Here is a 23,206-nt window from a genome sequence, read left to right as displayed (position 1 = left end):
GGATGTCGAAGGCCAGCGTGGACTTGCCCGAGCCGGACACGCCGGTGATCACGGTGAATTTGTCGTGCGGGATTTCGACGCTGATGTTCTTCAGATTGTGTTCGCGCGCGTTGCGGATTTCGATCGCCATGTTGCCCTGGCGGCGCGCGCGCATCACGGACTGCAACGGCGTGCCTTCGCCGGCGCCGGAGGCATCGGCGGCCCCGTCGGCGCTGTGATACGCGGCGGCCGGTTCGGCGATGCGGGCGGTCAGGCCGGCTTGCTCGACTTCCTGCGCGTCGATGTCGCTGGTGACCACGACGTCGGTCGGCAGGATGCTGACTTCGTAGTCGCGCAGCGCGGCGCCCGTGTGCGACTTGGGGTTGTCCATCAAGTCTTGCGGCGTGCCTACGCCAAGCACCAGACCGCCGGCATCGCCGCCTTCCGGGCCCAGGTCGATCAGCCAGTCGGCCGCGCGGATCACGTCAAGGTTGTGTTCGATGACCAGCAGCGTGTGGCCGGCGGCCAGCAGCTTGCGGAACGCGCGCATCAGGCGGGCGACGTCGTCGAAGTGCAGTCCGGTGGTGGGTTCATCGAACAGGAACAGGCTGCCCTTCTTGGCGACCTTGGCGGTGGAAATACCGCTGCGCGCCGCTTCGGCCAGGTGGCCGGCCAGCTTCAGGCGCTGCGCCTCGCCGCCCGACAGCGTCGGCACGGGCTGGCCCAGGCGCACATATTCCAGGCCCACATCGGCCAGCGGCGCCAGGCCCGTCTGCACGTCGCGCAGGCCCTTGAAGAAGTCCAGCGCTTCGCTGACCGTCATGGCCAGCACTTCGTCGATGGACGCGCTCTTGCCCAGGTGTTCGACGCGCACTTCCAGTACTTCGGGGCGGAAGCGCTTGCCGTCGCAATCCGGGCAGCGCAGGTACACGTCGGACAGGAACTGCATTTCCACGTGCTCGAAGCCGGTGCCGCCGCAGGTGGGGCAGCGGCCGTCGCCGCCGTTGAAGCTGAACGTGCCGGCCGTGTAGGCGCGTTCGCGCGCCAGCGGGGCCTGGGCGAACAGCTTGCGGACGGCGTCGAATGCGCCCACGTAGCTGGCGGGGTTGGAGCGCGCCGTCTTGCCGATGGGGGTCTGGTCCACCATGACCACGTCGGCGATCTGCTCGGCGCCCAGCAGGCGCTCGAACGCGCCAGGGGCCTCCGACGGCTTGCCTTTCTGCTTGAGCAGCGCGGGGTACAGCACGTCCTGCACCAGCGTGGACTTGCCTGATCCGGACACGCCGGTCACGCAGACCAGCCGGCCCAGCGGCAATTCCACCGAGACATTTTTCAGGTTGTGCGCGTTGACGCCTTCCAGCAACAGGCGCGGCGTGTTCTTGGCGACCGGCATCGGACGCGGCGCTTCCACGCGCTGGCGGCCGCCCAGGTAATTGCCCGTCAGCGTGTCGGCCGCGCGCAACTGCTTGGGCGAGCCGTCGAAAACGATGTAGCCGCCGCGTTCGCCCGGGCCGGGGCCGATGTCGATGATGCGGTCCGCGGCCACCATGACCTGCGGGTCGTGTTCCACCACCACCAGCGTGTTGCCCGCGTTGCGCAACCGGTGCATGACTTCGACCACGCGGTGCATGTCGCGCGGGTGCAGGCCGATGGAGGGCTCGTCCAGCACGAACAGCGTGTTCACCAGCGAGGTGCCCAGCGCGGTGGTCAGGTTGATGCGCTGCACTTCGCCGCCCGACAGCGTGCGGCTCTGGCGGTCCAGCGTCAGGTAGCCCAGGCCCACGTCGCACAGGAACTTCAGGCGCGCGCGCACTTCCGTCATGAGCAGGTCGGTGGCAGCGTCCAACGCGCCGGAAAACGATAATTCGTCGAAGAAGCGGCGTACCCGTTCGATGGGCAGCAGCATGACGTCATGGATCGACAGACCGCCCAGGTTGTTCAGCTGGTCGCGCGACCAGTCGGCCCCGACCGGCATGAAGCGCCGGTAGCGGCCGTCTTCCGGCGGCAGCACCGTGTCGGCTTCTTCCTTGGTGCCCAGCCGCCACAGCAACGCGTCCGGCTTCAGGCGCGCACCGTTGCAGGTGGGGCAGGGCGTATAGCTGCGGTACTTCGACAGCAGCACGCGCACGTGCATTTTGTAGGCCTTGGTTTCCAGCCAGTCGAAGAAGCGCTGCACGCCATACCACTGGTGTTTCCAGGCGTCGTTGCCGCCTTTCCAGTCGGGGGTGCCGTACAGCACCCAGCGCTTGTGCTCTTCGCTCATCGACTTCCAGGGCACCCCCAGCGGCACGCCCGCGCGCGGCGCGTACTTTTGCAGTTCGTCCTGGCATTCCTTATAGGACGGCGTGGTCCACGGCTTGATCGCGCCTTCCAGCAGGGTCTTGTTCTCGTCCGGGATCACCAGGCCGAAATCGATGCCGATCACCCGGCCGAAGCCGCGGCAGGACTCGCACGCGCCCAATGGCGAATTGAACGAGAAGCTGCTGGGCAGCGGGTCGGTGTATTCGATGTTGCAGTCGGCGCAATGCAGGCGGTCGCTGTACTTCCAGATGTCGGCGTTGCCGCCTTCGGCGTCCATGACATAGACGGCAAGGTGGCCGGCGCCCATGCGCAGCGCGGTGTCCAGCGCTTCCATCACGCGTTCGCGTTCGGTGCCCGCGAAGCGGAAGCGATCCTGGATGACGTGCAGGATGCGGCGCGCTTCGCCCGCGTCCTTGGACGCCTTGGCTTTCTTGGCGCCCTTTGCGGCCTTGGCGCCTTTGGCCGCGGCGGTGGCGCGCGGCACGGCGGTTTCCTCGGCATGCACGCGGGTGTAGCCCTGCTGCTCAAGGAAGCCGCGCACTTCGTCTTCGGTGAAGTTGGCGGGCACGGCGATGGGGAAGGTCACCACCAGTCGCGGGTCGCCCGCCACCGCGGCGCGTTCGGCCAGCGAATGGTAGATGGAGTCCGGCGTGTCGCGGCGCACCACCTTGCCGCAGCCGCGGCAGTACAACCGGGCGCCGCGCGCGAACAGCAGCTTCAGGTGGTCGTTCAGTTCGGTCATCGTGCCGACCGTGCTGCGCGAGCTGCGCACCGGGTTGGTCTGGTCGATGGCGATGGCCGGCAGGATGCCTTCGATGCGGTCCACCTGGGGCTTGTCCATGCGGTCCAGGAACTGGCGCGCATAGGGCGAGAACGTTTCCACGTAGCGCCGCTGCCCCTCGGCGTACAGGGTGTCGAACGCCAGCGAACTCTTGCCAGAGCCCGAAACGCCCGTCACGACGACCAGTTCGCCAGTGGCGATAGTCAGGTCCAGGTTCTTGAGATTGTTCTGGCGTGCGCCAACGATGCGGATTTGGGAGCTCATGGACGGTATCGTAGCCTGAGGAAGCCGCCTGCCCGAGCGATGACCCTTCGCTGGTTTCGAGCGCGGCGATATGGAATAATTGCCTACATAGTGAGGCATGAGTCCATAATATGGACAATCATGCGCTAACTAGCTGTACAAATAAACAGTATCGCAGATTCGTCTGACATTCGCGCTGTTTGCCTTGCGAAATCTGTTTGTTCATAGTTAAAGGCCGGTTGCCTCTATTTGGGGACGTTCTTGTCGGAAACCAAGGTCGCGGGCGCTGCGGCGTTCGCCAAATTCATGACGGTGCTTCAGGCGGTGGCCGATGCGCCCCAACCGCCCACGGCGGCCTCGCTTGCGCGCAGTTGCGGCTATCCTCGCCCGACGGTGTATCGCATCGTGGCGGCGCTGGCCGAGCAGGGCATGGTGGCAGAGACCGGCGGCGCCTATCGCCTGGGCACGCGCCTGATGTCTCTGGCCAGCCGCGCCTGGTCGCAGTTCGACCTGCGCGCCGCGCTGGCGCCCGATCTGCAGGCGTTGCGCGACGCCACGGGCGAAACCGTGCACCTGGCGGTGCCCGCCGGCCAGGAAATGATCTATATCGACAAGCTGGAAAGCCCGGGCCCGGTGCGCATGGTGTCGCGCGTGGGGTCATCGGTGGCGTTGCATTCCAGCGCGGTCGGCAAGGCCTATCTGGCCGCGCTGGACGATGCTGCCCGCGAGCGCCTGCTGCACGGCCTGCCGTTGCCGGCGCGCATGCCGGGCACCGTGACCAGCCTGCCGGCCCTGCGCGCCGTGCTGGACGCGGACCGCGCGCGTGGCTACGCCATGGACAACGAAGAAAATGAAGCCGGCATCGTCTGCTACGGCGTGGCGCTGTGCGACGCGGCCGGCCGCCCCGTGGCGGGCGTCAGCGTCAGCACCCTGCTGTTCCGGCGGCGCGACGACCCGCAAGCCGCCTATATCGATCCCTTGCTGCGGCTGCGCGACGCCGCCGCAGCCAAACTCGCCGTCCTGCCGGCATCGTCCGGCGGCGTCTGACCGCCCGTCCCAGAGGAATTCCATGACCGCATCCGCTCCCATCGCCTCCAAGCTTTCCGCCCTGCTGGCTGCCCGGGTCGTGCCCGTGTTGCGCTACACGGACGCGGCCACCGCTGCCTATGCCGCCGAAGTCGCGGTAGCGGCTGGCTGCACCACGCTGGAACTGACCTGGACGATTCCCGGCGTGACCGACCTGGTGCGCGCGCTGCGCGACAAGCATGGCCCCAGCCTGTTGCTGGGCGTGGGCACGGTGCTGGACGAAGCCCAGGCCCGTGACGCCCTGGTGGCCGGCGCCGACTTCCTGGTGTCGCCCGCCCTGGCCAGCGAGATCGTCGACATGGCGCACGCGGCCGACGCGCTGTGCCTGCTGGGCGCGTTCACGCCTACCGAAGTGCTGGCGGCCCGCCGTGCCGGCGTGGACGTGGTGAAGGTGTTCCCGGCCGACACCGGCGGCCCCAAGCACCTGGCCGCGCTGAAGTCGGTCTATCCGGACACGATCTTCTGCCCGACGGGAGGCATCACCCAGGACAACATGGGCGCGTACTTCGCGGCCGGCGCCGGGTTGGTCGGCATCGGCAGCAACCTGTACGACAAGGCTGCGTTCGCCGCGCGCGACACGGCGGCCCTGGTCGCCCAGATTACCCGCACCCGCGAGGCCGCCCATGGCTGATTTCGACATCGTCGCATTGGGCGAGCCGCTGGTTGAACTGAACCAGACGCACAAAGGGCAGTTGCAGTACTTGCAGGGTTTCGGCGGCGACACGTCCAACGCGGTCATTGCCGCCGCCCGCCAAGGCGCGCGCTGTGCCTACCTGACCCGCGTGGGCAATGACACGTTCGGCGCCCAGTTCCGGGACCTGTGGCAGTCCGAGGGCGTGGACACGGCGGGCGTGCAGACGGACGACGATGCGCACACCGGCCTGTATTTTGTGCAGCACGGCCCCGACGGCCATGCGTTCAGCTATCTGCGGCGCGGCTCTGCCGCCAGCTTAATGACGCCGGCCTTGCTGCAAAGCGGCCTGATCGAGCGCAGCCGCTTTCTGCATGTATCGGGCATCAGCATGGCGATCAGCACCAGCGCCTGCGACACCGTCTTCGCCGCGATCGCCCGCGCGCATGCCGCGGGGGCGCAGGTCAGCCTGGATTCGAACCTGCGGTTGCGGCTGTGGCCGGTGGACCGCGCCCGCGCGATCCTGCGCGAAGCCATGCGTGACGCCGACCTGTTCCTGCCCAGCATGGACGACATGCAGCACCTGACCGGCAACGACGATCCCGAGCGCACGCTGGACTGGATCCGCGACGGCGGCGCGGCGGGCGTGGTGGTGCTGAAGCTGGGCAAGGACGGATCCATCATTGACGACGGGCACACCCGCACGCCAATCGCGGCCCTGCGGGTGGATGCGGTCGATGCCACCGGGGCGGGCGATTGTTTCGCAGGCAGTTTGCTTGCCCGCCGTTGCCAGGGCGATTCCTGGGAAGACGCCGTGCGCTACGCCAACGCGGCGGCGGCGTTGTCCACATTGGGCTATGGCGCGGTCGATCCGCTGCCCCGCGCGGAACAAGTCCGGGAACGGCTGAAATCGCTGGAAGACTAGAAGAGGGCAGGGTACGGGGCGCACAAGGGGACGGACCACGCCGCCGGCGCCATACCCTGTTTTCCACCCCAATTGGCGCGGCCTGGAGATTTCAGGCTAAAATGCCAAGTTATCCGAATTTTTTCCGCCAGCCCTATTTCCGGTTGTGCGGGCCACTTTCCGCAAATTCAACAGGAGAATCAACATGGCTGAACGCAAACGCGTGCGTCGTAACACCCTGGAACGCCGTTGCTTGGGCAAGGCTTTCAAGCGCTTGTTCGTCAAGTCGCCCAAGGGTGTTTTCAAGATGCTGGAAAAGATCAAGCGCGTCTAATCGACGCCCCTGATTTGAAAAATCCCCGCATGGCGCAAGCTGTGCGGGGATTTTTCTTGGGGTCCGCCATGATGGGTGCGCCATTTTGGGTGCGCGGCGGAGCCCAGAGCGGAGGCCAGAGCATGATGCTCCGCCCCATCACTCCACGGTCGGCCCGAGCTTTGGCTTGATGAAGTCCATGAACGCCCGGGTTTTGGCCGGCTGGATGCTGGACGGGTACACCACGTAGATCGAAATGGGGTCTACCGACCAGCCCGGCAGCACGCGCCGCAGCGAGTTGCGCTTGATGATCGGGTCCAGCGCCTGGCAATGCGGCATGCGGGTGATGGCCAGGTCCAGGCCCGCCAAGGTGCCGGCGATGCTCATGTTGTTGGCGGCCAGATGGCCGCTGACCGGCACGCGCTCGCTCACGGTGCCGTTGTGCAGCGTCCAGTGCGAATGCGCGTCGTCGATCGTGGTGCGCAGGCATTGATGCTGCGTCAGGTCGGCGGGCGTCTTGGGTTCGCCATGGCGCTCAAGATACCGGTCGGAGGCATACAGGTAGTTGTCCAGGGACACCAGTTCCTGCACCACGGCGCCGTCACTGCGCGGGATGGCCCCGCCATTGCCATTGCCGTTGCCCGTGTCCACGGGGGCCAGCGGGTAATCGGTATTGCGGCCAAAGCGCAGCACGACGTCGAACGGCGTGCCTTGGGCGTCGGACGCCGTCATCATGCTCAGGTCGAACTCGCACTCCACTTCCGGATAGCGGTCGGTGAAGTCGTTGATGGTTTCCGGCAGCAGCCAGATCGCCAGGCTGTACGGCATGGACACCCGCAGGTTGCCCGACGGGCCGCCCGACAGCGACAGCAGTTGCTCGTGCGCCAGGCGGGCTTCGTCGATCAGGCCCTGGCAGCGGCGCATGTAGGCCGCGCCGGCCTCTGTCAGGTCCAGCCTGCGCGTATTCCGGTTGATCAGCCGCAGGCCGATCGCGCGTTCCAGTTCATTGATTCGGCGCGACAGCGTCGACGTGGGCATGTCCAGCGCGCGCGCCGCCAGGCTGAAGCTCTTGCGCTTGGCAACCTCTACGAACAAGGCGATGTCATTGAGCTGGACGGTCGAAGCTTCCATAGGCGTTCCGGATTTGGCCGCCCGAGTTTACGCCACTCCCGCGCACCGCCCAACGCATAATGGTCCGGAATAGCCGTCAAAAAACGCACGGGTTGACAGATTTGATTGCAAATTCGCATGCGCCGCCATCAGTTCCCGCAGGCATATCCCCTACACTTCAGGCGAAAACAGTTAGACCAAGACCGCAGCGGTGGCACGGAGATCGCAAAGGGGCATAGCAGGCATGACCGATACACCAACGTTTTTCACCGTTCTGACGCCCACCTACAACCGGGCGGGTACGCTGCACCGGGTGTATGAATCGCTGTCCCGGCAGACATTCAGGGACTTCGAATGGGTGGTGGTGGACGATGGTTCCACCGACAACACCCACGATTCCATCCTGGATTGGCAGAAGCGCGCCGATTTTCCGATCCGCTACATCTGGCAGAACAACCAGCACAAGAAAACGGCATTCAACCGGGGCGTACGCGAAGCGCGGGGCCAAATGGTCGTCGGTCTGGACAGCGACGACGAAATGCCGCCGGACGCGCTAGCCACGTTCAAGGACGCCTGGGACAGCATTCCGCCCGCGCGGCGCGATTCCTATGTGGCCGTGACCGGCCTGTGCGCGCGGCCCGACGGCAGCATCGTCGGCGACCGCTATCCGCAGGACGTCTTCGACAGCACGGCGGTGGACGTGTATTTCCGCTATCGCATCAAGGGCGAGAAATTCGGCTGTATGCGCACCGACATCCTCCGGAAGTACCCCTTTCCCGAAGACGTGGCGGGCTTCGTGCCGGAAAGCCTGGTGTGGTGGGCGGTGGCGCGCGCGGGCTATCTCAGCCGCTTCATCAACCGCGTGGTGCGCACCTATCACGACACCCCCGGCGGCCTGAGCCAGGGCCCCGTGTCGGTGGCCAACAATGCGCAGGGCCTGTACCTGCTGGCCTGGGACATGCTGCAGCACCACCTGGAATTCTTCCGCTTCCGGCCGCGCGAATTCATCATGGCGGCCGCGCGCTACACGCGCTTCCGCCTGCACCTGAAGCACTCCGGCGTGCCCACGGCGGTGCAGGCCTACCGCCTGACGAACCCGGCCGCGACGTTCATGGTCGCGGCGATGTGGCCGGTGGGCTACGCGCTATACCGCCGCGATCGCCGGCGCGGCGTGGCCTGAGCTCAGGCGGGCGCCGCCGCTGGCGCGCCGTGGCCCAGCCCCAGATACACCTCGACCACGCGCGGGTCCACCGCGACTTCCGCCGCCGGGCCTTCCAGCGTGACCGTTCCGGTTTCCAGCACATAGGCGTAGTCGGCCACTTGCAGCGCCGCGCGCGCGTTCTGTTCGATCAGCAAGATCGACACGCCCATCTCGCGCAGCCGCGCAACAATCTTGAACACTTCGCGCACGATGCGCGGCGCCAGCCCCAGGCTGGGTTCGTCCAGCATCAGCAGGCGCGGCTTGGCCATCAACGCGCGCCCCACGGCCAGCATCTGGCGTTCGCCGCCGGATAGCGTGCCGGCCAGCTGCGCATGGCGTTCCTGCAAGCGCGGGAACAGCTCGTAGACCTCGGCCAGCGTCTTGTCCTGGTCGCGCAGGCCGGTGCGAAAACGATGGAAGCCGCCCAGCATCAGGTTGTCGTGCACCGTCATTTCAGCGAACAGTTCGCGCTTTTCGGGCACCAGGTTCATGCCGGCCGCTACCATTTCCTCGATCTCGGCATGTTCCTGCGGCTTGCCGCCGAACACGATCTGGCCGGTTGAGGGAAGCACGCCCATGATGGCCGACAGCAAGGTGGTCTTGCCCGCGCCGTTGGGGCCGATCACGGTCACGATCTGGCCTTCGCCTACCGTCAGGCTGACGCCCGACACCGCTTCGACCTTGTCATACGCCACGCGCAGATCGCGCACTTGCAGCAGATTCGCGCTCATCATTCCACTCCGCCCAGATAGGCTTCAAGCACCGCGGGGTTGTGCTGGATCTCGGCGGGCAGGCCCTCGGCGATCTTCTCGCCGAAGTCCATGACCACCACGCGATCCACCAGTCCCATCACGAAGTCCATGTCGTGTTCGACCAGCAAAATGGCCATGCCTTCCGAGCGCAGCTTCTTCAGCAACTCGGCCAGTTCACACTTTTCCTGATAGCGCAGCCCGGCGGCCGGCTCGTCCAGCAGCAGGATGCAGGGGTCTGAGGCCAGCGCCCGCGCAATTTCAAGAATGCGCTGCTGTCCCAAGGCCAGCGAACCGGCTTCGTCGTGCAGGTGCTTGCCCAGGCCCACGCGCTCGACCTGCCGCGCGGCCTCGGCCAACAGGCGCGCTTCCTCGGCGCGGTCCAGGCGCCACGCGGCCGGCAGTACCCCGCGGTGGCCGCGCAGATGCGCGCCAATGGCCACGTTTTCCAGCACGCTCATGCGGCCCAACAGGCGCACGTGCTGGAACGTGCGCGACAAGCCCAGGCGCGCGATCTTGCGCGCACCAGCCCCCGCCACGGATTGCCCCAGCAGCGTGACCTGGCCCGATGTGGGCGTGTCCACGCCGGAAATCTGGTTGAACATCGTGCTCTTGCCCGCGCCGTTGGGGCCGATCAGCGCCAGGATTTCGCCAGCGCGGATTTCCAGGTTCATGGCGTTGTTGGCGACCAGGCCGCCAAACTTGCGCGTCACGTCCACCGCTTTAAGCACTACCTCGCCGCGCGCCGGCATCGGCTTGCGTGGCAAGGGCTCGGCGCTCATGTCCACGCGGCGCACCGCCTTCTTCACGCGGATCCAGCGCGTCAGCACCGGCCACAGGCCGCTGCGGGCGCGGTGCAGCAGCAGCACCATGCCAAAGCCGAAGACGATGACCTCGAAGTTGCCCGTCTGGCCCAGCAGCCTGGGCATCCAGTCCTGCAACCATTGCTTGAGGATCGTGAATACGCCAGCGCCCACCAGCGCGCCCCAGACCTGTCCCGCGCCGCCGATGACGGTCATGAACAGGTATTCGATGCCCATCTGCAGGCCGAACGGGTTGGGGTTCACGAAGCGCTGCATGTGGGCATACAACCAGCCCGACGCGCAAGCCTGCAACGCCGCGATGATGAAGATCACCATGCGTGACCGCGCCGTGTTCACGCCCATGGATTCCGCCATCACGCGGCCGCCCTTGAGCGCGCGGATGGCGCGGCCTTCGCGCGAATCCAGCAGGTTCTGTGTGGACCAGACGGCCACCATCAGGAACGCCCAGATCAGGTAGTAGATGCTGCCGCCCTGGTTCAGCGTCCAGCCGAACAGGTTGATGGCCGGGATGTCCGGAATGCCGGTGTGCCCGCCCAACCCTTCCACGGAACCGAACGCAAAGTACAGCGACAGGCCCCAGGCGATGGTGCCCAGCGGCAGGAAGTGGCCCGACAGCTTCAGCGTGATCGCGCCCAGCAGGTAGGCGATGACCAGCGTCAGCAGCAGGCCGGCCAGCAGCGTCAGCCAGGGCGACGCGCCCAGCCAGGCCAGCCACGACGGCAGCGTGTCGGCGCGCGTGGTCAGCAGCGCCGTGGTGTAGGCGCCCACGCCCACGAAGGCAGCCTGGCCGAAGCTGGTCAGGCCGCCCACGCCGGTCAGCAGCACCAGGCCCAGCGCCACCAGCGCGTACAGGCCGATGTAGTTCAGCAGCGTGACATAGAACGGCGGCAGGGCAAGCGGCCCCAACGCCAGCAGCGCCAGGAACGCGACGAGGATGATGCGGGGGTTCATTCGTCTTCTTCCTCGACGTGATGGCTTTTCAACGACCGCCAGAGCAGCACGGGAATGATCAGCGTGAACACGATGATCTCCTTGTACGCGCTGGCCCAGAACGACGAGAACGCTTCGATTAGCCCGACCAGCACCGCGCCGGCCGCCGCCAAGGGGTAGCTGACCAGGCCGCCGATGATGGCGCCCACGAAGCCCTTCAGGCTGACCATGAAGCCGGAATCGAAGTACATGGTGGTGATGGGGGCGATGAGAATGCCCGACACCGTGCCGATCAGCGCGGCAAGAAAGAAGGTGGCGCGGCCGGCGAAGATGGGCGAAATGCCCATCAGCCGCGCGCCCAGCCGGTTGAACGCCGCGGCGCGCAGCGCTTTGCCGTACATCGAGCGTTCAAAGAACTGGTACAGCACGATGATCAGCACCGCCGACACCGCCACCACCCACAGTGCCTGGCTGTTGATGTTGATGGGGCCCAATGCCAGGCTGGCGTCGGAAAACGGCGCGGTGCGCGCGCCCTCGGCGCCGAACGCCAGCAGGCCCAGGCCCACCAGCGCCAGGTGCACGGCGATGGACACGATCAGCAGCACCAGGGTGGATGCCGAGGCGATCGGCTGATAGAACAGCCGATACAACTGCGGCCCCATCGGCACCACCAGCAGCAGCGTCAACATCGCTTGCACGGCCATCGGCAGCTGCGCCAGTGGCAGTTGGTACAACAGCCCCGCCAGGATCAGCGGGTAGATCGCCTTGGCCGCGATGCGCCAAAGCCCACGCGAGCGGCCCGGGCGCTTGGCCCGCGCCATCAGGTCGGCCACGGCTTCGGCCAGCGCGAACGCCAGCAGCAGCCACACCAGCAGCACGGGCTTGCCGGCCTGGATGGCCGCCATGGTCAGCGCGCCGAAGGCGACGAACTCGCCCTGGGGGATGAACAGCACGCGGGTAACGGTAAAGACCAGCAGGATCGACAACGCCAACAACGCATAGATCGCGCCGTTGGTGATGCCGTCCTGCCCGAGTATCAAGGTGATCTGAGCATTCATGCGAAAAGGTCCAGGCCGTTACTTCACCAGCGTCCAGTTGCCGTCCTTGACCGTGATGAGCTCGCGGCCGCGGTCATCGAAACCGCTGTGGTCGGCGGCGCTCATGTTGTAGACGCCTTGCGTGCCCACCAGCTCCTTGGTCTGTTCCAGCGCGTCGCGCAAGGCGCTGCGGAATTCCTTGGTGCCCGGCTTGCCGGCCTTCTCGGCAATCGGCACGGCCTTTTCCAGCAGCAGGCCGGCGTCGTAGACGTTGGCGCCGAAGGTGGCGGGCTTGGAACCGTTCAGCTTTTCGTACGCGGCGATGTAGTCGGTGGCGACTTTCTTGGACGGGTTGCTGTCGGGCATTTCCGGCAACACCAGCATCAGGCTGGCGGCCAGCACCGTGCCTTCGACCTTCTTGCCGCCCAGTTTCAGGAAGTCGGGCAGCGCCGCGCCGTGGGTTTGATAGAACTTGCCCTTGTAGCCCTGATCGAACAGCGTCGTCTGCGGCAGCACGCTGGCGGCGCCCGGGGCGGCCACCAGCACGGCGTCCGGCTTGGCGGCCAGGATCTTCAGCGCCTGGCCCGTCACCGAGCTGTCAAAGCGCAGGTAACGTTCGTTGGCGATGATCTTGATGCCTTTCTCGGTGGCCAGGCCCGAGAAGACCTTGTACCAATTCTCGCCATACGGGTCGTTCAGGCCGATGAAACCCACCGTCTTGATGCCGGTCTTGGCCATGTGGTCGACCAGCGCGCGGGCGATGATGTCGTCGTTCTGCGTGGTCTTGAACACCCACTTCTTCTGCTCGTTCATGGGCAGCACCACGGCCGCCGTGCCCACCGGCGCCAGCATCGGCACGCCGGCCTCGGCGGCGAACTGGATCACGCCCATGGCATTGGGCGAGCCCGACGGCCCGATCAACGCGTCCACGTTCTGTTCCGAAATCAGCTTCTTGAACGCCGTGACCGAGTTGGTGGAATCGCTGGCGTCGTCCAGCGAGACGTATTCCACCGTCAGGTCGCCGATTTTCTTGGGCAACAGCGGCACGGTGTTCTTCTGCGGAATACCGACCAGCGCGGTCGGACCGGTGGAAGACGTGACGACGCCGACCTTCATTTGCGCCAACGCGGGCAGGGCGAACAGGGCGGCGACGGCGGCGGCCGCGGCCAGGGGGAGTTTCTTCGACAGCATGGCAAAACCTCCGGATAGGGAGCAGAGTGGGGGTGCAGCTGAAAAGCGGAGAAAACAGGAACAGCGGGAATTACTTGTTGCTTAAAATTTCTAACCTGCAAGGATGAGCACTGTAGACGGGCTCTTGGTGCTTACCTATCCGTCAAAACCCGAAGCATGCCTCGCGGAATGTCCGCTAGATGGTGATGGAGCTGACGCTGGCGCCACCGCAGACGAACAGCGTCTGGCCGGTTACGAAGCTGTTGGCGGGGTCCGCGAAGAACATCACGGCGCGCGCCACGTCGTCGGACCGGCCCAGGCGCTTGACCGGAATACCGTTGGCCAACTGCTTTTCGCGTTCGCTGCCGGGTTCGATCACTTCGTAGAACATGTCCGTCTGGATCGGGCCGGGCGCCACCACGTTGACCGTGATGCCGTAAGGCGCCAGCTCCAGCGACCAGGTGCGCGCCATGCCGACCATGCCGGCCTTGGTGGCCGAATAGGCGGTGCGGGTGGGCAGGCCCAGCGCGCCGCGGGACGACATCATCACGATGCGGCCGAAATGGCGTTCCTGCATGCCGGGCAGCGCCGCCTGCACCAGGCTGATCGCCGCGCCCAGGTGAATCTGCGTCAGGCCGTGCAGTTCTTCCTGCGTGACCTGCGGCAGCAGGTTGGGCCAGATCACGCCCGCGTTGTGGATAACGTGGCTGATGGGAAATTTCGCGGCGGCTTCACGGCCGGCCTGGGCGGTGGCGTCCGCATCCAGCAGGTCCACCTGCATGTTGTGCAGGCGCGGGTGGCTGAAGTCGGCCGCGCGGCGCGCCATCGAAATTACTTCATAGCCCGCGTCCAGCATGTTGCGGCAGATTTCCGCGCCGATGCCGGCGCTGCCGCCGGTGACGAGAGCGACATTCGCGTGTGTCATGGAATCCCTTTATTGGTGATGGCCGTGTCGGATCAGGCCTTGGGCGCCAGCGCCAGCACGCGCAAGGGGCTGCCCGAGCCGCTGCGGATCTTGAGTGGCGCCGAGAAAATCACCGCGCCGGTGGGCGGCAGCTGATCCAGGTTGGTCAGGCACTGCAAGCCGTAGCGGTTGTTGCCGTGCATGTAGTAGTGGCAGGGGTAGGGCGGGCTCAGGTGATGGGCCTGGCCCGCATCGGTGCCGACGGATTCGGTGCCGAAACCGTGCACGTCGCGTTCCTTGATCAGCCACGGCACCACGTCCGCGTCGGGGCCGGGCGAGTGCGCGCCGTCGGCCTGCATGTTCAGATATTCGGCGGGCTTGGCGCGCTTGGACCAGTCGGTCCGCATCAGCACCCAGGAACGTGCCGGGATGCGGCCGTGCTTTTCTTCCCAGGTCTTCACGAAGTCGATGGTCAGCAGAAAGTCCGGATTGTCGCGAGCTTCGGCGGAACAGTCGATGACGCAGGCGCTGGCAATGAAGGACTCGATCGGGATCGTGTCCACCGTGTTGTCGGGCTGGTCCTTGCCCGTGACCCAATGGGCGGGGGCGTCGAAGTGCGTGCCCGTATGTTCCGAACACGAGAAGTTGTTCCAGTACCAGGCCGGGCCGCGTTCGTCGTAGCGCGAGATTTCTTCCATGCGGAACGGCCACGCCTGGCCGAATTCCGGCGGCAGCACGATAGTGGGGAATTCCGGCGTCAGGGTTTCGGTCAGGTCCACCAGGCCGATGCGGCCCGACACGAGTTCCGACATGAATTGGGCAAGAATGTTCTGGCTCATGCTGCTGCTCCTCTTGGTTCGTGCGTTATCGGAAGGCGGGGCGTCAGGCGCCCAGCTCCCGTTCCAGTCCCTTGGGGTTCTCGGCCAGCCGGGCGCGGAATTCCTGCGCAACGTCGCCGACGTACACGTCTTCGATGCCGTCCTTCAGCGCCCGCACGATGGCGGTTGCGATCGCGGCGGGCGCCACGCGCGGCGGGGGCGTGCGTTGCTCCCATTCGTGGTCCACCGGGCCCGGGAACACGTTGACCACCCGTACCCCCGCGCCGCGCATTTCGGCGCGCAGGCATTGGGCCAGCGACAAGGCAGCGGCCTTGGACGCCGACCACATCCCACGGGACGGCAGGTTCATGTGCGCGTAGATGGACAGCACGTTGACCCAGGCGGTCGCGCTGTTCACGCCGTCGGCGGCGCGGCCGCACAGCGCCGGTCCGAAGCACTGCGCCAACCGCATCAGGCCCAGCACGTTCACGTCCATGGCATCGCGCGCCGTGTTGACGTCCTTGCGGCCGAGCAGCCCGCCTTCGCGTTCCAGGTCGGCCGTGTTCACCAGGATCTCGACCTTGCCGCCGATCGAGGCGGCCACGCGCTCGACGGAATCGGTGTCGGTGACATCCAGCGTGACGATCTGCACGCGCGGGTCAGCGGCCAGGGCGTCGAAGGCGTCGTCTCGTTTCCAGGCCTGCGGATCGCCCAGGAACACGGCGGGGCAGCCGGCATCCAGCAGCGCGCGCGCCACCGCCAAGCCGACGGCGGACTTGCCGTCCGTGACCAGCGCGCGGCGGAACTTCGGATCGCACGAGGTCTCGCGCAGGGTCTTGTCGTCTTCCATGTTCGGGGTATTCCTTTCTGGCAGGGCGATCATCACGGCCTGGCCGCCGCGGTCCAGTTTCAGCGTCAGCCGCACGCGTTCGCCGTCGGCGCAGTCCTGGTGTACGTGCGCCACGACGGAGGGGCCGGCGTCCATGCGCACCGTGCCGACGCGCCACGGCAGGCGTTCGCGGAAGTACAGGTCGTTGCTGTGGTGCAGGACGGTGCTGACCAGCAGCACGCCGTTGGGATCGGCCGGGCGCCATGGCAGGTGTTCGGACAGGCAATGGCCGCACACCTCGCGAGGCGGGTACTGCACCGCGCCGCACTCGGCGCAGGTTTGCAGGTCGAAGCGGCCCTCGGCAGCGGCGGCCGTCAGCCCCAGCGCGCTGCGGCTGCGCCAGCCGGGCGGCAGCGTGGGCTGGCGGGTGCGCGCAACCGGATTCTTCCGGGGCGGCTTGGCTAGCGGCTCGGTCATGCGTCGCTCCTTGCCAGGATGGCCGCGGCGGTGCAAAGCCCGCGGTCGTAATTGATCATGCCGAAACCGCTGACCATGCCGATGCGCGCGTCGGCCACCTGCGTGTCGCCTGCCGTGCCGGTCAGTTGGCGCAGCGCTTCGATCAGGCCCAGATAACCGCCGGCCGCGCCGGCCTGGCCCACCGATAGCTGTCCGCCGTTGGTGTTGAAGGGGAAGCTGCCGTCCACGGTGAAGGTGTTGCCGCGCACGAATTCCGGCGCGGCGCCCTTGTCGCAAAAGCCCAGGTCTTCGATCTGCATCAGGTTGATGACGGGATAGTCGTCATAGGCTTGCAGGAAGTCCATGTCGGCCGGCGTGGCGTTGGCCAGGCCATAGAGTTCGTCCACATCCATGGTCCAGCCGCCACGCGTCTGGATGGGGTCTTCGATCCAGGCGTTGTGCCGTTCGATGGTGGACAGGATGCGGGCAAAGGGCAGGTTCAAGGCGCGGGCCTGGTCTTCACGCATGACCAGGAAGGCATCGGCGCCGGCGCAGGGCATCACGCAGTCGAACAGATGGATGGGGTCGGTGATGACGCGCGCGTCCAGGTATTGCTGCAGGCTCAGCGGCTTTTTCATCAGCGCGTGGGGATAGCGCAGCGCGTTGTCGCGCTGGGCCACGCACAGCTTGCCGAAATCCTCGCGCGTGGCGCCTGTGGCGCGCATATAGTTCGCGGTCAGCAGCGCGAAGCTGGCGTTGGGGCCGCCCGCGCCGTAGGGGTAGACGGCGTCTTGCGCAAAGCGCGAGAACTGGCTGACCGTGTTGCGAAACGAGTCCACGTGGTTGGTGTCGCCCGCGATGCAGGCCACGATGTTCGCGTCGCCCGCCTGCACGGCGCGAGCCGCGCGGCGCAGGGCGGCCACGCCGCTGGCGCCACCCATGGGAATGTGGTCGAGCCAGCGCGGGGTCATGCCCAGGTGCTGGACCAGGCCGACGGCGGTGTCCGGCGCCAGCGTGAAACTGGATACGCACAGGCCGTCCACATCCTGCTTGGCCACGCCCGACTGCCGGATCAGCGCGCCCAGCGCGCGGCCCAGCCACCAGTGGGCAGCGTGCGTGGAATAGCGTTCGTACGGGATGGTGACGGGCAGGGCCGCCACGATGCCGTCATACCCCAGGCGGCTCATCGGGTAGGCTCCTGGCGCTTTTTCATGGCATTGGTGTCAATGCAGCGCGTCGTGCCGGGCAAGGTCGGCGCCAGCGCTTTCATTTCGCCGCGCTGGATCTTGTTGGTGGTGGTCAGCGGCAGGCTGTCCACAAAGGCCACATAGCCGGGCGCCTTGTAATAGGCCAGCTGTTGCAGGCACCACTGCACGATATCGCGCGCGGCATCGGCCATGGCGGCGTCATCGGCGGGCAGGGTGTCGGCCACGATGCAGGCCAGCACTTCGTCGCCGCGCACCGGGTCGGGCACGGCGGCCACGGCCACCGCCTTGACCAGTGGATGCTGCATCAGCACGCTTTCCACTTCCACGGCCGAGATGTTTTCGCCGCTGCGGCGGATCACGTTTTTCTTGCGGTCCACGAAGCGCAGCGCGCCGTCGGATTCGCGGCGCACGATGTCGCCCGTATGGAACCAGCCGTCCTGCCAGGCCTCGTCGGTGGCGGCCTTGTCTTTCAGGTAGCCGGCAAAAAAGCCGTAGCGCGGGTCGGCGCCGGCGTGGCGCACCAGCAGTTCGCCATGTTCGCCCACGGCGGCGGGTTGGCCGGCGTCGGTCACGATACGCACCTGCACGTCGTCTTCTTCGCGGCCGAAGCTGCTGGTGCCGATGTGGCGCGGTTCCTGGTTGGCGATGATGACGGCGCCTGCGCCGGTTTCCGTCATGGCCCAGGCTTCCAGCAAGGGGAAGCCAAAGCGCGCTTCAAACGGCGCATGCAGCTTGCGGTCCACGCCCGCGCCGAAGCCGAAGCGGATGGCGGGTTGCAGGTCGCGGTCGGACGGCGGCGCCTTCATCAGAATGGCGGGCATCACGCCCAGGTAATGCAGCACCGTGGCGCCGGAGTCGCGCACGCTGTCCCACCACGTCTTGGGGTGGAAGCGGTCAAGCGGAATCAGGCAGCCGCCGGTCAGCACCATGGCCATGGCGGAATACGCCATGGCGTTCATGTGCACCAGCGGCAGCGGGGTCAGCATGCGTTCCTGGCCGGGGCGCAGCGCGGCCAGCCCGCCGATGCGCGCATACCAGCCACCCGCGTGCAGGAAATAACGGTTGGGCAGGATGCAGCCCTTGGGGCGGCCGGTGGTGCCGGACGTGTACAACAGCGCGCATTCGGTCAGCTCGTTGGGCGCGGTATCACCCAGCGGCGCGGCGAAGGGCGCGGGCGGCGGTGCATCGTCAGGACCCATCACGCGCAAGGGCCGTCCCGCACGTTCGGCGGCGGCCAACAGGTCGGCGTGGCGGGTGGGCAGGGCAACGGCCAGGGCGATCTCGGAATGGCCGGTCAGGTACTCCAGTTCGGCCGCGCGCAGGTCCGGGTTGATCGGTACGACGGACACGCCCAGCGCGTTCAAGGCGAACCAATGCAGGAAGAAGGCGGGGCGGTTCTCCAGCAACAGCCCGACGCGATGGCCGTGGCCGTAGCCCGCTGCCGCATAGGCGGCGCGCAGCGTTTCAATGGCGTCGGCCGCGCGGCCATACGACAGTTCGCCGGCGTCTATGCCATAGACCTGGGCCGTTTCCGGCAGGATGCACAGGAAGGGCTGCGCGCGGTAGCGCGATGCGGTGTCGCAAAATGCCTGGTGGACGGTGGTGCTCACAAGCCGCTCCTACATGAACAATTGGATGTTGCCGAAGGCGGCGTCGCAGTTGACCAGGTCAACGCGCTTCAAACGGATGCGCAGTGCGCCGTCCTGTTCCACCAGGTGGTGCGTGGCCCAGCCGGCGTACAGCGTCTGCATGTCCTGGCGCGTTTCAACATAGTGAAAGGCGGTGCGCACCACATGGCGGCCTTCTTCGGGCGCGGCATCGGGGTGGCCGTGTTCGACGGTGGGCGCTTGCAGCAGGTGATGGCAGCGGCTTTTGGGTTGCTGCGAAAACGTGCGTTGGCCCGCCAGCCGTTCCACGCGCACGCGCAGCAGCAGCTTGTCTTCGTACATCAGCGACGCGTGCAGCTTGGCGTCTGTCTGGCCATGCGCCAGCGGCATCCAGTAATAGCCGTCTTCGGTGTACAGGTTCAGCCAGTCGTCAAAGCGCAGCTCGTCCAGCAGGCGCGCCTCGGCATAGACAAAGTCGATCAACTCGCGGTCGCTTGCGCTCATACCGACTCCGATCCGGTCATGTAGCGGCCCCATGCGCGGTATTGGTTGCGCATCTGCCATTCGTTGGTACCGTTGGTGGTGACGTTCTTCTGGGCAACTTCGTCGGGCGTATACAGCCGACCCACGTTGACCCAATCGCGCGCGCGGGAATTCAGGCCGTCTTGCGCGCGTTCGTACATTTCCAGGTCGTCATGGCCGACAACGGACGTGGGCGCGTTGATCAGCCGGTTGTACATCAGCGTGCGTTCCAGCAGCAGGTCGGGCGCGCCGACCAGGCGGAACGCCCAGGACTCGACCAGCGTGCGGTCGGCGGCAATGGGCTTGAAGATGCGCAACGTCTGGATGGGGCCCTTCACCATGATGTTGGGGAAGTACACGGTGTTGTGGCGCACGTCGCCCAGGATCTGCTTGGCGCGTTCCTCGCCGTAGGCGGCCACCATGGATTCCCAGTAGCCCGGCACGCCGGAGTACGACGCGTGGATCGAGTCCGACACGCCGGTGTGCCCGTGGCCGTTTTCCCAGACGCGGATGCCCATGTTCTCGAAGAACTCGTATGGCGAGATAAAGGGCGCGAACAGTTCCACCGCCATCGGCTTGGGCGTGCCTTCGGGCGCCTGCTCCCAGACCTTCACCGCCGTGCCCGCCGACGATTCGTGCGCCACCATCGGGTGGCAGGTGTCGGTCTGGTTATCAACCAGCATCTTCCAGTTGCAGCGGTGCATGTAGCGCAGCACGCCGCCGGCCACTTCCAGCCGGCCCTCGGGCGAGCGGTCCACCATGTTGTCCAGCGTGGACAGCGCGTCGCCGAAGAAATCCTCGAACGACTGGCCTTCCGGATTCAGGCGGCAGAAGACAAAGCCGCGATGGTTCTTTACGTCCTTGACGGCGGCCATGCCCTGGCTGGCTTCGCAGTTTTCCAGGCCGGTGTTCTCGTAGCCTTTCTTCAGAGGTATCGACAGCAGGCTGCCATCGGTCTTGAACGTCCAGGCGTGGTAGGGGCAGCGAAAGAACTTGCCGGTGTTGCCGCAGGCGTCGCCGGCTACCATCGTGCCCTTGTGCGGGCAGCGGTTGTGCAGCACGCGCACGGTCTTGTCGCTGTGGCGCACCATCACCACGGGTTGGTTGCCGACGGTGGTGGTGATGTAGTCGCCGTTGTTCGGCACCTGGCTGTCGTGGCCGACGTAGACCCAGGTATTGGCGTACAGGAGTTCCATTTCCAGGTCGAACAGTTCCTGGTCGATGAACAGGTCCTTGTGCACTTCCGTGTCGCGCACCAGGGCGCGGATGGCGTCGGGATTGTCGCGGTATTTAGCCATGGTGGCTTCCTTGTCTTCGGGGCCGCGGCGTTACAGGTCCAGCACCAGGCGGGCGGATTTCGCGCGCGAGATACAGATCTGGATGATCTTGCCGCTGGCCTTCTCGGTGTCCGAGAGGTAGTAGTCGCGATGATCGGGCTCGCCTTCCAGCACGGTTGCCTGGCACACGCCGCATTCGCCGCGCTTGCAGTCGTACATCGGGTCGCAGCCTTCTTCTTCCATGACGTCGACGATGGTCTTGTCGGCGGGAATGGTCAGCGTGCGGCCGGACTGGCGCAGCTCGACTTCAAAGGCCTGGTCGCCGGCTTGCGCGGCAGCGGTGACGAAGAGTTCGAAGTGGATGTGGGCATCCGGCCAGTGGCGGGCCTTGGCGCCTGCGATGACGGCATCGATCAGACCCTTGGGGCCGCACACGTACAAATGCTGGCGCGGGTTCGAGGCGCCCAGCAGCGCTTGCAGGTCGAAGCGGCAGGACGGGTCGTCATCCGCGTGCACGGTCAGGTTGCCGCCCGCCAGCGCTTCAAGTTCACCCAGGAAGGCCAGTTGGTCCTTGCTGCGGCCACAGTAGTGCAGATGAAAGTCGCGCCCGGCGGCTTTCAATGCGGCGGCCATGGAGGCCACCGGCGTGATGCCGATGCCACCCGCGATCAGCACCACGGGTTCGTCGCCCGCCGGGGATTCATGCAGCGGAAAATCGTTCTTGGGGCCTTCGACGCTAAGCGTGTCGCCTTCGGCCAGCGCATGCATGTGGCGCGATCCGCCCTGGCTGGTTTCCTCCAGCCGCACGCCCAACCGGTATTCCATGGGCTGCGCGAACTGGCCGGCGTCGGGCGCCAGTTGCACCAGCGAATAGCAGCGCGGTTCGCGCAGGCCGGGCACGGTGACCTTCAGGTGCGCGCCCGGGCCGAAGGCCGGCAGCGGCCCCGCGTCTTCGCGCGCCAGCCGAAAGGAACGGATCAACGGCGATTCTTGCCGGACTTCCCGGACGATCAGTTTCAGTGTCTGCACGGCGTTTGTCTCTTTCGGTATTCGGGTATATGGATCAGGCCGCCAGCTTTTCAGCCATCTGGCGTTCCATCGGGGCGCAGCTTTCATTGGCCAGCGCGGTCTCGCGCAGCGTGCGCAGCGTCTCGGCAGCATTGGGCCGGCCGACCAACTGTGCGGCCGCCGCGATCAGCTGCCGGTATTTGCCGCCACCGCGCACGTGCGTATCGCTATAGCCCTTGACCAGGCGCCGGCAGTTAACGGTTTCGACCGCCAGCGCGTAGTCCTGCGACACCAGCCGGGCGACCAGGTCCAGCCATTGCTGCAAGCCTTCCGATTCGATCTGATGTCGCAGGGTACGGCGGCGAAAGCGGCGCATGCCGGCCAGCGAATACAGCATCAGGAAGCCGCCCAGCGTGCCGCTTTGCATCAAGCGGCCTTTGCCCAGGCGGCGTTCGACAAAGCCGCCGAAGGCCTTGGACCCTTCCAGCCAGCGGCCCATGCGCGTGGGCATCGTGCCGCAGATTTCTTCCAGGCGCGGGTGCATGTAGTCGGTCGTCATGACCAGCTGTTCGGGGCGCGCGCCCACTTCACGGCGGACGCGTTCAAAGCGGGTGCCGCGCGTTTTCAGGTCGGCCACGCGGATCACGTCGTCGTAGGCCATGGCCGTGGCTACGTAGCGCGCGGCGGCACAGGTCAGGGCCCAGCCTTGGGCGTCGCCGCCGTGTTGGGCGTCCAGGTCGCGCAGCGCTTTCATGTGGCGCAGGTAGTCGGCGGCGTAGGCGGCGTCCTGGAATTCAAGCTGGCGGCGCACGCCCGCCGTCAGCATGGGCTGCGCACAGGCGGGGAAATCGCGCTTGATGGTGTCCAGCAGCGCCTGCGTGCGCGGGCTGGCGGCGCGTTCGGGCACGTCGGCCACGGGGCGCGTCAGGTCGATGGCGGCGGGTTGGACGGGCGCGGCATGGGCCGCGTCAAAGCCCAGCGCAAAGGCGCGCAGGCTGGCGTCCACGCCCAGGCCCGCGCGGCGCACGGTGGCCTCGTAGTCGTCGCGTGTGAAGGGCAGGGCGCCGCTGCCGGCCACCGCGCCGAACAGGCTGGCGCTGATGACGCTGCCGGCACGGTCGGCCAGGTCTTGCAGGTCGAAGCACAGGAAGCGCTTGGCGGCGGCGCGGCCGGCTTCCAGCACTTTGTTGGGGTCGGCGATGCCGTTGCCGGGCGCGGACTTTTCGCTGACGGCGTAGCTGCGGTGCGACGACGACAACAGCACGGTGCGTTCGGGCGTGACCAGGCCACGCTGGATGGCGCGGCCCCCTTCCATCAG

20 protein-coding genes are annotated in these 23,206 nt (G+C 66.5%); 5 read left to right on the top strand and 15 right to left on the bottom strand.

Annotated elements, in window-relative coordinates; genetic code table 11:
• Positions 1–3,325: excinuclease ABC subunit UvrA (uvrA, locus tag ACE039_RS11060; RefSeq protein WP_485822373.1), on the bottom strand; the 3,325-nt coding region annotated here is incomplete at its 3' end.
• 240 nt (positions 3,326–3,565) lie between these two features.
• Between uvrA and ACE039_RS11055 the strand changes: the two genes are divergently transcribed.
• From ACE039_RS11055 to ACE039_RS11040, 4 genes are all read left to right on the top strand, one after another.
• Positions 3,566–4,351 carry an IclR family transcriptional regulator gene (locus ACE039_RS11055; RefSeq protein ID WP_485822372.1) on the top strand — a complete coding sequence of 262 codons (786 nt, stop codon included), beginning with the start codon at positions 3,566–3,568 and terminating at the stop codon, positions 4,349–4,351.
• 22 nt (positions 4,352–4,373) lie between these two features.
• Positions 4,374–5,021 carry a bifunctional 4-hydroxy-2-oxoglutarate aldolase/2-dehydro-3-deoxy-phosphogluconate aldolase gene (locus ACE039_RS11050; protein WP_105555394.1) on the top strand — a complete coding sequence of 216 codons (648 nt, stop codon included), beginning with the start codon at positions 4,374–4,376 and terminating at the stop codon, positions 5,019–5,021.
• Complete coding sequence (locus ACE039_RS11045; RefSeq protein ID WP_485822371.1) at positions 5,014–5,946, top strand: sugar kinase; 933 nt, start codon at positions 5,014–5,016, stop codon at positions 5,944–5,946. The genes ACE039_RS11050 and ACE039_RS11045 overlap by 8 nt, the downstream gene beginning before the upstream one ends.
• Before the next feature lie 184 nt (positions 5,947–6,130).
• The gene (locus ACE039_RS11040; RefSeq protein ID WP_006226408.1) at positions 6,131–6,259 is read left to right on the top strand and encodes a hypothetical protein; all 129 of its coding nucleotides are present in this window, start codon (positions 6,131–6,133) and stop codon (positions 6,257–6,259) included.
• 138 nt (positions 6,260–6,397) lie between these two features.
• Here ACE039_RS11040 and ACE039_RS11035 read toward each other — a convergent pair whose 3' ends face one another.
• A complete protein-coding gene (locus ACE039_RS11035) occupies positions 6,398–7,369 on the bottom strand; it encodes a LysR family transcriptional regulator (RefSeq protein WP_105555392.1) in 972 nt (323 codons plus the stop codon).
• A gap of 223 nt (positions 7,370–7,592) precedes the next feature.
• Between ACE039_RS11035 and ACE039_RS11030 the strand changes: the two genes are divergently transcribed.
• A complete protein-coding gene (locus ACE039_RS11030; RefSeq protein WP_448709645.1) occupies positions 7,593–8,528 on the top strand; it encodes a glycosyltransferase family 2 protein in 936 nt (311 codons plus the stop codon).
• A gap of 2 nt (positions 8,529–8,530) precedes the next feature.
• Here ACE039_RS11030 and ACE039_RS11025 read toward each other — a convergent pair whose 3' ends face one another.
• From ACE039_RS11025 to ACE039_RS10965, 13 genes are all read right to left on the bottom strand, one after another.
• The gene (locus tag ACE039_RS11025; RefSeq protein ID WP_448709646.1) at positions 8,531–9,280 is read right to left on the bottom strand and encodes an ABC transporter ATP-binding protein; all 750 of its coding nucleotides are present in this window, start codon (positions 9,278–9,280) and stop codon (positions 8,531–8,533) included.
• Positions 9,280–11,073, bottom strand: coding sequence for a branched-chain amino acid ABC transporter ATP-binding protein/permease (locus tag ACE039_RS11020; RefSeq protein WP_105555389.1), 1,794 nt, complete (start codon positions 11,071–11,073; stop codon positions 9,280–9,282). Before ACE039_RS11020 ends, ACE039_RS11025 begins: the two co-directional genes overlap by 1 nt.
• Positions 11,070–12,110, bottom strand: coding sequence for a branched-chain amino acid ABC transporter permease (locus ACE039_RS11015; protein WP_485822370.1), 1,041 nt, complete (start codon positions 12,108–12,110; stop codon positions 11,070–11,072). Before ACE039_RS11015 ends, ACE039_RS11020 begins: the two co-directional genes overlap by 4 nt.
• An 18-nt stretch (positions 12,111–12,128) precedes the next feature.
• Positions 12,129–13,280: an ABC transporter substrate-binding protein gene (locus ACE039_RS11010; protein WP_046803516.1), complete on the bottom strand. Its 1,152-nt coding sequence runs from the start codon at positions 13,278–13,280 to the stop codon at positions 12,129–12,131.
• A 175-nt stretch (positions 13,281–13,455) separates the two neighbouring features.
• Positions 13,456–14,184 carry an SDR family NAD(P)-dependent oxidoreductase gene (locus ACE039_RS11005; protein ID WP_448709648.1) on the bottom strand — a complete coding sequence of 243 codons (729 nt, stop codon included), beginning with the start codon at positions 14,182–14,184 and terminating at the stop codon, positions 13,456–13,458.
• Positions 14,185–14,216: 32 nt separating this feature from the next.
• Positions 14,217–15,002 carry a cyclase family protein gene (locus ACE039_RS11000; RefSeq protein WP_485822369.1) on the bottom strand — a complete coding sequence of 262 codons (786 nt, stop codon included), beginning with the start codon at positions 15,000–15,002 and terminating at the stop codon, positions 14,217–14,219.
• A 43-nt stretch (positions 15,003–15,045) separates the two neighbouring features.
• A complete protein-coding gene (locus ACE039_RS10995; protein WP_485822368.1) occupies positions 15,046–16,287 on the bottom strand; it encodes an SDR family NAD(P)-dependent oxidoreductase in 1,242 nt (413 codons plus the stop codon).
• Positions 16,284–17,453, bottom strand: a complete 1,170-nt coding sequence (locus ACE039_RS10990) for a thiolase family protein (protein ID WP_485822367.1) — start codon at positions 17,451–17,453, stop codon at positions 16,284–16,286. The genes ACE039_RS10995 and ACE039_RS10990 overlap by 4 nt, the downstream gene beginning before the upstream one ends.
• Positions 17,450–19,084: an AMP-binding protein gene (locus ACE039_RS10985; protein ID WP_485822366.1), complete on the bottom strand. Its 1,635-nt coding sequence runs from the start codon at positions 19,082–19,084 to the stop codon at positions 17,450–17,452. The genes ACE039_RS10990 and ACE039_RS10985 overlap by 4 nt, the downstream gene beginning before the upstream one ends.
• Positions 19,085–19,093: 9 nt before the next feature.
• Positions 19,094–19,585: an aromatic-ring-hydroxylating dioxygenase subunit beta gene (locus ACE039_RS10980; protein WP_485822365.1), complete on the bottom strand. Its 492-nt coding sequence runs from the start codon at positions 19,583–19,585 to the stop codon at positions 19,094–19,096.
• A complete protein-coding gene (locus tag ACE039_RS10975) occupies positions 19,582–20,901 on the bottom strand; it encodes an aromatic ring-hydroxylating dioxygenase subunit alpha (RefSeq protein ID WP_485822364.1) in 1,320 nt (439 codons plus the stop codon). The genes ACE039_RS10980 and ACE039_RS10975 overlap by 4 nt, the downstream gene beginning before the upstream one ends.
• Positions 20,902–20,931: 30 nt before the next feature.
• Complete coding sequence (locus ACE039_RS10970; protein WP_485822363.1) at positions 20,932–21,909, bottom strand: PDR/VanB family oxidoreductase; 978 nt, start codon at positions 21,907–21,909, stop codon at positions 20,932–20,934.
• A 34-nt stretch (positions 21,910–21,943) separates the two neighbouring features.
• Positions 21,944–23,206 (bottom strand): indolepyruvate oxidoreductase subunit beta family protein (locus ACE039_RS10965; RefSeq protein WP_485822362.1); only part of this gene is annotated, 1,263 nt, incomplete at its 5' end.

The sequence above is a fragment of the Achromobacter maghribensis genome (assembly GCF_057334215.1).
Note: the sequence above shows the minus strand (reverse complement) of the source record. Positions and strands in the feature narration are given on the sequence as shown.

Bases quoted from the DNA above. Each gene is read 5' to 3' on its own strand.
- ACE039_RS11020 (WP_105555389.1), bottom strand. From the start codon at position 11,073: ATGAACCCCCGCATCATCCTCGTCGCGTTCCTGGCGCTGCTGGCGTTG.
- ACE039_RS11030 (WP_448709645.1), top strand. From the start codon at position 7,593: ATGACCGATACACCAACGTTTTTCACCGTTCTGACGCCCACCTACAAC.
- ACE039_RS11050 (WP_105555394.1), top strand. From the start codon at position 4,374: ATGACCGCATCCGCTCCCATCGCCTCCAAGCTTTCCGCCCTGCTGGCT.
- ACE039_RS11010 (WP_046803516.1), bottom strand. From the start codon at position 13,280: ATGCTGTCGAAGAAACTCCCCCTGGCCGCGGCCGCCGCCGTCGCCGCC.
- ACE039_RS11035 (WP_105555392.1), bottom strand. From the start codon at position 7,369: ATGGAAGCTTCGACCGTCCAGCTCAATGACATCGCCTTGTTCGTAGAG.
- ACE039_RS11040 (WP_006226408.1), top strand. From the start codon at position 6,131: ATGGCTGAACGCAAACGCGTGCGTCGTAACACCCTGGAACGCCGTTGC.
- ACE039_RS11000 (WP_485822369.1), bottom strand. From the start codon at position 15,002: ATGAGCCAGAACATTCTTGCCCAATTCATGTCGGAACTCGTGTCGGGC.
- ACE039_RS10990 (WP_485822367.1), bottom strand. From the start codon at position 17,453: ATGAGCCGCCTGGGGTATGACGGCATCGTGGCGGCCCTGCCCGTCACC.
- ACE039_RS11015 (WP_485822370.1), bottom strand. From the start codon at position 12,110: ATGAATGCTCAGATCACCTTGATACTCGGGCAGGACGGCATCACCAAC.
- ACE039_RS10995 (WP_485822368.1), bottom strand. From the start codon at position 16,287: ATGACCGAGCCGCTAGCCAAGCCGCCCCGGAAGAATCCGGTTGCGCGC.
- ACE039_RS10980 (WP_485822365.1), bottom strand. From the start codon at position 19,585: ATGAGCGCAAGCGACCGCGAGTTGATCGACTTTGTCTATGCCGAGGCG.
- ACE039_RS11045 (WP_485822371.1), top strand. From the start codon at position 5,014: ATGGCTGATTTCGACATCGTCGCATTGGGCGAGCCGCTGGTTGAACTG.
- ACE039_RS11005 (WP_448709648.1), bottom strand. From the start codon at position 14,184: ATGACACACGCGAATGTCGCTCTCGTCACCGGCGGCAGCGCCGGCATC.
- ACE039_RS11025 (WP_448709646.1), bottom strand. From the start codon at position 9,280: ATGAGCGCGAATCTGCTGCAAGTGCGCGATCTGCGCGTGGCGTATGAC.
- ACE039_RS10975 (WP_485822364.1), bottom strand. From the start codon at position 20,901: ATGGCTAAATACCGCGACAATCCCGACGCCATCCGCGCCCTGGTGCGC.